This is a genomic window from Fusibacter sp. 3D3, from assembly GCF_001748365.1.
GTDB lineage: Bacteria > Bacillota > Clostridia > Peptostreptococcales > Acidaminobacteraceae > Fusibacter_A.
The window spans coordinates 1-8,061 of the sequence record NZ_BDHH01000040.1; the positions used below are offsets into that span (position 1 = coordinate 1).

Genomic DNA, 8,061 nt, shown 5'->3' on the forward strand with positions numbered 1-8,061 from the left:
ACTTGATATTGTTTTCGTTGCTTTTTGATACGTGTTTCTCACAGATGTATTGACTTTTGATACCGTATTTTTCACCGTGCTTGTTACGCGACTTACTGTGCTTTTGATGGTTTCCTTGGCCTTTTGTGCAAAACTTTTACTCACTGGTTTTGAAGGCGTGCGTGCTGGTGGTGATTTCTTTACCACACTTGTTGCTCGGGTTACCTTGCTTGAAGCCGACTTTGCACCACTACTTGATGGTTTACTGGTGGCTTTTGTCGTGGATTTGCTTGCCGAGGGTTTGCTTGAGGTGCTTTTACTTGTGCTCGCCTTACTGTAGCTTGGCTTACTCGGTTTGCTTGGTTTACTCACCTTACTGGGTTCTTTTGTACTCTTGCTTGTGCTACGCGATACTTTTTCATAGCTGCTTCGAGTACTTTTTGAAATCTTCGAGCTTGATTTACTATATGCCGCAAACGACATACTTGATGGCGCATAGGAACTCATTGTCATGAGTAAAAATGCCACCAACGTAATCTTGCTGATGATTCGATTCCATTTGTGATTTGTAAATAGAATCATACTTGTCCTCCTTATTTTTTTTATTCAAAAAGGGGCTTAACCCTGTTTTGATACAAATAATTCAGCTGCATCTATCGATGTGTTTTTTGGGGCTTTATTGTATTTTATAAACACAACAACCGATACTAATGCCGAGACAAATGCTAAGCTTGTAAACATGGAACCTACTCCAGATAATGCAACCCCCACCATTGAAAAGTACGCTGAAGATGAAACGAGTTTTGACAGAAAACTTATGTCTATGCGCAAGGAAGTGTTGAGTGGCAAACGCATTCCAAAGCATGAAAACTTCTATAAAAAATACTTTGAGATTAAAAAAACACCCGTCCGCGGACCACAAGTAACCGTCAATGATGAAGCTGTCCGAAAAACAAAGCGTTACTACGGGTATTTCACACTGTTGTCCAACGAAAAAATGGACGCCATAACCGCCTTACAACTATATCGAAACAAAGATGTTGTTGAAAAAGCATTCGCCAATATAAAGGACCGATTGAATCTTCGCCGCTTACTCGTTTCATCTGAAAAAAGCCTTGATGGTAAACTCTTTGTTGGATTTGTTGCGCTGATCTATTTGGCATATATAAAAAAACGTATGCACGAAGCGAAAATATTTCAGAAATACACGCTTCAAACACTTCTTGATAAGTTAGATATCATTGAATGCTTTGAAAATCCAGGCTATTCATTACGCATTGGAGAGGTACTTTCAAAGCAGAAGCAGATTTATGAAGCATTGGGGATTGATTCGCCAACATAGTTAGGTGTTGGCGGGAATGCAGGTTACTTGCTCCCGCAAGATACTTTCACGATACGGCAGTGTTCACTTAATGTTGCAACCTGTATCTTTGTCGACTCATAACTATGAGCCATCATCCCGCTTAGCACCCCGCATTACTGCGACGCACTGGGACTGACTACACGGCTTCTTGGCAATTACCGTGACTGGACTTTCACCAGCTAGAAAGCGTTCAGCTTAGCTGGACACACTAGGATAAAGCCGCGTGGTCGCCTTGCGCCTGCGACAAAGCACAAACGCCGGCAATGCCGGCGTTTGCAAGATGCTTGTGACGTGGTCGAAATGACCTTTAGTGTGTTAGCTAGGTGGTCGGCGATGCCACAACTCCCAATTTAAAGCCGTTCTTAAGGTGCTCTTGTGGTCGCTGAAAAGCTAAACTAGCTATTTGTTCAAAATAGTTGTTCTCATTACACTTGAAAGCAATTCTGCTTTCTTCAGCAATTCTCCCTCAACATCTGATTCAGGCTTTTCAAAATGCCCAAATAGAGATTTACTAGCCATGAGTTGCTCAACTACTTCTTCTTTATAAGTACTTTTCATAATTCGATTGAGATGAATTGTATTCTCATAATCATCATAATCCGATCTTATACCGTCTAAGATTTTGAAAATGATAACGTTCACTCCATCGCCCCTAATCTCGTATGAAATTGAAATAATAAGATTCGTATCAGTGTATTCAATGTCATAAAGCATTGAATTTTCTGTTTTTTTTCTAGTTCTAAAAAATTATATCTTTCTACGAGAAAGTTGAAGTATTTTCTTACAGCGTTATTATATCCTTCACGAGTAATCATATTTCACCTCATTGCAGTTTAGTGTGTGCATTCCATTCAGGATGAAGCTTTTGGTAGTTTTTAATCATGTTTTGCTCCATTTCGTAGAAAATACTCGGTGTTTTTCTATTGGCATCTAGTCCGATGTCAATGATTTCACGTCCACTTCTGAATTGATCCAATATCCACTTACGATTGTATTCCATCATTTTGGAAGTAACCTCATAATCCTTGAGCCCCATATTCCAATACTCTGGCATATCGTTCAATATTTTGGCATCAGTATACTTCTCAGCAGCGGCTTCTACTCTTTTCATTGTCTCACCAACAATTACTGGGCCCTTACCGCTCCCACCCTTGACATACACTCCAACTGCTTATGTTGAAGTGGGCGGTGGCTGTTTCCTAAAAAAGTAGGTGCTTTTCAGCACTCTGTTCTTTAAAAATCACTACTGCCTACATTTTACCATGTTCTGTTATTTTCGAGTATCATTATTCTGCACCTTCACCTGTTTCAAGACTCGGTAGTCGATACTCGGTTTTATTTTTTAGCATGCCATAGATGATATTTACCAGTCTTCTGGCAATGCTCACTAAGACCAGCTTAGCATTTTTACCTTCTGCCAGTTTACGGTCGTAGTAATCTCTGAATATGGGGTTTCGGGGCTTTCCTTTGGTGGATACTTGAATCATTTGGATCGCAAGAAAGTAAAGGGTCGCTTGAAGTCTGCGATTGCCTTGTTTGGATGCCTTATCTTTGCCCTTACCAGCCGATGACAGATTGATTGGGGCTATGCCAGCAAATTGTGCTAGCTTTGCAGGGTTTGGAAAGCGATTCACATCACCTATTTCGGACATGATTTTAACAGCCGTGGTAATGTTCATACCGGGCATTGTGGCTAAGGTACAGCCAAGGTCATGATACAGCTTTTCCAGTTCCTTGTCGACAGCCTTAAGTTGCTCGTCATAATGTTGAAGGTCTTTGACAAGCCCCTTCGTGATCACATCTCGATAGTTCTGGTATTCCTTGGCTTTGGTATGGTCACGTTTCACTGCATCTAAAACAATTTTGCAGCGTCTCACAGAGAAACTGTTGTGACCAACGTCTTTCATTTCTTCTGCAAGGCTTTCAGGAGTTTTACCTCTGAGATATTGCTCAGACGGGTAGTGTTCCCAAAAGAACAGGGCAGTCTTTCTGCTGATGTCCTCGAAGAACTGCTTATAGCTTGGATAAGCCATGCAGACTTGTTCATGGAGTTGGTTTTTAAGTCTAATCCGCTGAGTCATGATGTTGTCTCTGCGATTAACCATTTGGGAAAGTGACCAATAGGCATCATTTGGACAAGCATCTGGCAGTGTATACAGCATGTTAATGGTGGCAAGTGCGATGGCTTCTGCATCGTCACTGTCACTTTTTTTATACATGGCTCGGCACTTAGCTTGTCTATGAGCAAGGGATGTATTCACATCCTTTACCATCAGGCCTTTGCCAATAAGCCAGACTGCTAGCCCTCGACCATAGCCGTAGGCGTTCTCTAAACCATAGACAGGTTCTTTGTTTTCAGTACAGAATTTGTTCACTTTTCTTATCAGCTTTGGAAATTCAGCTGGTGTATTGGCGAAGGTAATCTCGCCGAGTTTTGTGTTCCAACAGTCTAAAATGACTGCGGTGTGGGATTCTTTATGCAGGTCTATGCCCACATAAATTAGGTCTTCTTTACGCTTGTTCACTCAACATCGTCCTCCTGTTTGGCAACCGAACTACAACCTCAACTGATAAGTCTCTCTCCTGGAATTACATCCTGTGACGACCAAGGGGACAAGTCAGTACTTTTGCTTTGCAAAAGCCACTCACTCTGTTCGTGTCCGCACTTCTTTGCGGTACCCAGTGGGTAAGTATTATTGGGTCTAGGAGAACCAGTCTCCATAGCAAGAGTACACCCTGTCAGAAACAGGTAACTTCTGGAAATAGACTTTACTTTCTCGAAGTCGTGTGTGTGATATTAACTCTGACTCAACTCGATTACAAGTCAAACTTTGAGGAAAATGTTGAAAACACTATGATTCAAAAATTTACAAAAAATAATAACAGCAGAGAAAGAAAAGTATTAAAACCTTTTTCTTCTCTGCTGTTGATTGATAATTATTGATTCAGTTCTGGTCAGTCCAGCTAGGATTTCGGAGAAACCGTCGCCCCCCTTAAACCCCCCAGTTGCGTCCCAGTTTACCACAGACAAAAATAACCGTCAAGGGTGGGTTCACCATGAACCGAGGGGGTAGCAGAGATGACATTTATTCTAGCTGATTGAGGGCAGAACTTTTCGCTGCGAAGTAACGTTGTTTTTAAACTTAAACCATTGGCACCACTAGGCTAAGAGATAATCTCACCTTTGTGTGCCCCACGTTCGCCCTGTGTCGCATTTTCTAGTCCTCAGTCGAGCAAGGATGCCACTGAGGATAATCAAAGCCGAATTTGGGGCTTTGTGACCGATTGTTTTGCGAGCTGCCATTCAGCCAGATTGAGACTAACCCATTGCCGTTACTGGCGTCTGAATTTATTCGCCCACCTGTCGCACACGTTCGCCCTGTGTGGCGTTTACTCATCCCATGTAGAGTAAAGATACCACTGGGGATGAGAAACGCCTGTTTGGGGCGAATTTGGCGAGCGTTCCACTTCGCCTTTTTAGGGAAAACCAGTTACTGCTCGAATATTATTTCGGTGGGGGATAAAGGGACGTGGTCGCCCCGATTCACAATCGCCGGTAGTACCGACGTTTTAAAGGCTTTTAGTACGTGGTCGAAATAACCCTTTGTGTGTCAGATAGGTGGTCGGTAAAGCTGTAAAACCGCTATTTAACACAGTTATTCAGGTATTGTATAGGTGGTCAAATGACTAAGCCTAAATTTCAATTTCAAGAAAGTCAATTTTGTCGCTTTCTAAAGTATACTCGTTGATTATGCTAACCTCCTTGGAACTACATGCTGGACAGATTCTAAATCCCTTGTCAAATGTAACCTTTCTTTTAAGAATATCGCTTATTTTCTGTTCCAAAATAGAAACTGTTTTCATGGTCACCTGCTTACTAGCGCCTTCTTCGACTAGTTTCTCAATTAGATTTAAATAGCCTCGTTCTCCATACATTTTAATCCATTTAGGATTTAGATCATTTTCAAGATACAATTTTACTAGTTCGTTGTCTGCAGAATTGTCAGAAACAAACCTACTTTCACAGACCGTACACCTGCATTCTAATCGCTTTAATGAGAATTTTTCAACCATATTATCAATGCTCCTTATCGTCTCGGAATAGCTTTTGTAGGATCGAAAATAACTGTGTTTATCCCGTCTTTTAACTGTGCAGAATTAAACGTAATGGAATCAAATCCATGTTTCCTAGCACCTCTAGCAATCGAATGAGCCATATCATAATCAACAATTCCTCTTTGAGTAACATTTAAGTTTTTACCTAACATAGCGTCTACCTCGATGATAACACCACCTGGTCTTTCTGCTAAAGCTGTCGCTGGGGAGTCAGCCAAGTATACACCTCTACCAAATCGATTATTGTGAAATGCTGCTTGAGGATTTGGCAAATCAGTCCTAAATCCATTGTCTTTGATAAGATCTACTACGTTTTCACCTGCTGAGTGATATAACTTAGTCGATGCTGTCCCACCCTCAAAAACACCATCAATTTGCTTTATTTCTTTCCCAGCAAACATTTGCAAATCAAACCTAGCGATTATTGGACTTTTCTTAGCTACATCATCTAATCCCGCACCAGATAACGATTTCATCGCATTTTTTATTGGATCTACGCTGTTTTTTACTACCGTTCCTACTTCATCTGCACATTTTACTGCGCCTATTACTGGAATTAGTCCCACAACATCTAATGCCGTTTGACCTGCATGACCCCATGACCATTCCCAATGAGTAAGGTCATAACCAACATCTCTTAAATCTGCTGGTAAATCTACGCCTAAAAGGCCAATTGCAATTTGACCTACAGTTCCTAATAAGGTCACATCATCAGTGAAATTTCCTTTGATAATTTGATTCAATGACTTTGCTAGATAATTTTTTGTTCCCTCTACAATTGATGGAAGCKTATTCTTTACAAATGAAACTACATTCGTTTTTACAGCTGATGCAACTCCTATTCCGAAGTTCCTTACACTATTGAATGTATTTTTCACACCTGAGCCAATAATACTACCAAGTGTTTTAACTCCTTTTACAACATTTGATCCAAGTGTCTTGGTACTCTCGATGACACTACTGCCAAACTTCTTTGCTGTACTAAAGGCACTTTTCACACCTGAGCCAATATGACTACCAAGTGTTTTAACTCCTTTTACAACATTTGATCCAAGTGTCTTGGTACTCTTGATGACACTACTGCCAAACTTCTTAGCTGTACTAAAGGCACTTTTCACACCCGACCCAATATGACTACCAAGTGTTTTAACACCTTTTACAACATTTGATCCAAGTGTTTTGGTACTCTTGATGACACTACTGCCAAACTTCTTAGCTGTACTAAAGGCACTCTTTACACCTGAATTTAGCTTACTTCCAAATGATTTTACACTACTAAATGCCTTCTCTGCCTTACTTTTAAACTGGCTTCCAAAGCTCTTTGCTGTTTTACTGATGCTATTTCCAAAACTCTTTATGCCACTAAATGCTTTTGAGAACCCTGATTGGGTTTGACTGCTTACGCTTTTAGCCACATTACTGCCAAATTGCTTAACACTATTATAACTCTTTGTGACAATACTTTTTGTGTTTTTTGCAAAACTTGTCACCGTTTGCCGCGATTTGAGTGCAAACCTTGAGACTGAGGTCTTCATCTTATCTARTGATGAACTYACACCYGATCTAATGGTTGCTCCAAATTTGCTCACATTTGATTTTGCCGTGCTTACTGTGGATTTCAGCTTTGTAAATGATGCTTTGATACYSGATGCCACACTTCTTGTTGCTTTATAAGTTTTATTCACCACAGATTGGGTTGCTTTTTGGGCAACACTCGATACTTTTTTTACCGCTGTATTTACATATTTCGTCGTGTTACTTACTATTTTACCTATTTTCTTTGTGGTATTACCTATCGCTGTTTTGATTGCATTTTTTGTCGAACTGCTAAATCGACTTGTGACATTACTGACGACTTTTTTAGCCGTACTTGATATTGTTTTCGTTGCTTTTTGATACGTGTTTCTCACAGATGTATTGACTTTTGATACCGTATTTTTCACCGTGCTTGTTACGCGACTTACTGTGCTTTTGATGGTTTCCTTGGCCTTTTGTGCAAAACTTTTACTCACTGGTTTTGAAGGCGTGCGTGCTGGTGGTGATTTCTTTACCACACTTGTTGCTCGGGTTACCTTGCTTGAAGCCGACTTTGCACCACTACTTGATGGTTTACTGGTGGCTTTTGTCGTGGATTTGCTTGCCGAGGGTTTGCTTGAGGTGCTTTTACTTGTGCTCGCCTTACTGTAGCTTGGCTTACTCGGTTTGCTTGGTTTACTCACCTTACTGGGTTCTTTTGTACTCTTGCTTGTGCTACGCGATACTTTTTCATAGCTGCTTCGAGTACTTTTTGAAATCTTCGAGCTTGATTTACTATATGCCGCAAACGACATACTTGATGGCGCATAGGAACTCATTGTCATGAGTAAAAATGCCACCAACGTAATCTTGCTGATGATTCGATTCCATTTGTGATTTGTAAATAGAATCATACTTGTCCTCCTTATTTTTTTTATTCAAAAAGGGGCTTAACCCTGTTTTGATACAAATAATTCAGCTGCATCTATCGATGTGTTTTTTGGGGCTTTATTGTATTTTATAAACACAACAACCGATACTAATGCCGAGACAAATGCTAAGCTTGTAAACATGGAACCTACTCCAGA

At 40.6% G+C, this 8,061-nt stretch carries 7 protein-coding genes; 1 reads left to right on the forward strand and 6 read right to left on the reverse strand.

Annotated features, from left to right (window positions below):
• Positions 1–561: hypothetical protein (locus tag F3D3_RS22855; protein ID WP_374700103.1), on the reverse strand; the 561-nt coding region annotated here is incomplete at its 3' end.
• A 97-nt stretch (positions 562–658) separates the two neighbouring features.
• On the opposite strand from F3D3_RS22855, the gene F3D3_RS24815 reads away from it, so the two are divergent.
• Complete coding sequence (locus F3D3_RS24815) at positions 659–1,321, forward strand: hypothetical protein (protein WP_069876809.1); 663 nt, start codon at positions 659–661, stop codon at positions 1,319–1,321.
• A 420-nt stretch (positions 1,322–1,741) separates the two neighbouring features.
• Here F3D3_RS24815 and F3D3_RS22865 read toward each other — a convergent pair whose 3' ends face one another.
• The 5 genes from F3D3_RS22865 to F3D3_RS22885 all read right to left on the reverse strand — a co-directional run bounded on the left by F3D3_RS22865 (position 1,742) and on the right by F3D3_RS22885 (position 7,887).
• Complete coding sequence (locus F3D3_RS22865) at positions 1,742–1,984, reverse strand: hypothetical protein (RefSeq protein ID WP_069876811.1); 243 nt, start codon at positions 1,982–1,984, stop codon at positions 1,742–1,744.
• A gap of 181 nt (positions 1,985–2,165) precedes the next feature.
• Positions 2,166–2,453 carry a hypothetical protein gene (locus F3D3_RS22870; RefSeq protein WP_139132201.1) on the reverse strand — a complete coding sequence of 96 codons (288 nt, stop codon included), beginning with the start codon at positions 2,451–2,453 and terminating at the stop codon, positions 2,166–2,168.
• A gap of 175 nt (positions 2,454–2,628) precedes the next feature.
• The gene (locus tag F3D3_RS22875; RefSeq protein ID WP_242877193.1) at positions 2,629–3,867 is read right to left on the reverse strand and encodes an IS110 family transposase; all 1,239 of its coding nucleotides are present in this window, start codon (positions 3,865–3,867) and stop codon (positions 2,629–2,631) included.
• Between the two features lie 1,168 nt (positions 3,868–5,035).
• Complete coding sequence (locus F3D3_RS22880; RefSeq protein ID WP_069876816.1) at positions 5,036–5,416, reverse strand: hypothetical protein; 381 nt, start codon at positions 5,414–5,416, stop codon at positions 5,036–5,038.
• Between the two features lie 14 nt (positions 5,417–5,430).
• Positions 5,431–7,887, reverse strand: a complete 2,457-nt coding sequence (locus tag F3D3_RS22885; RefSeq protein WP_069876818.1) for a hypothetical protein — start codon at positions 7,885–7,887, stop codon at positions 5,431–5,433.
• Positions 7,888–8,061: the final 174 nt, after the last annotated feature.

Coding starts and splice junctions, on each gene's coding strand:
- F3D3_RS22870 (WP_139132201.1), bottom strand. CDS start 2,453: ATGAAAAGAGTAGAAGCCGCTGCTGAGAAGTATACTGATGCCAAAATA.
- F3D3_RS22880 (WP_069876816.1), bottom strand. CDS start 5,416: ATGGTTGAAAAATTCTCATTAAAGCGATTAGAATGCAGGTGTACGGTC.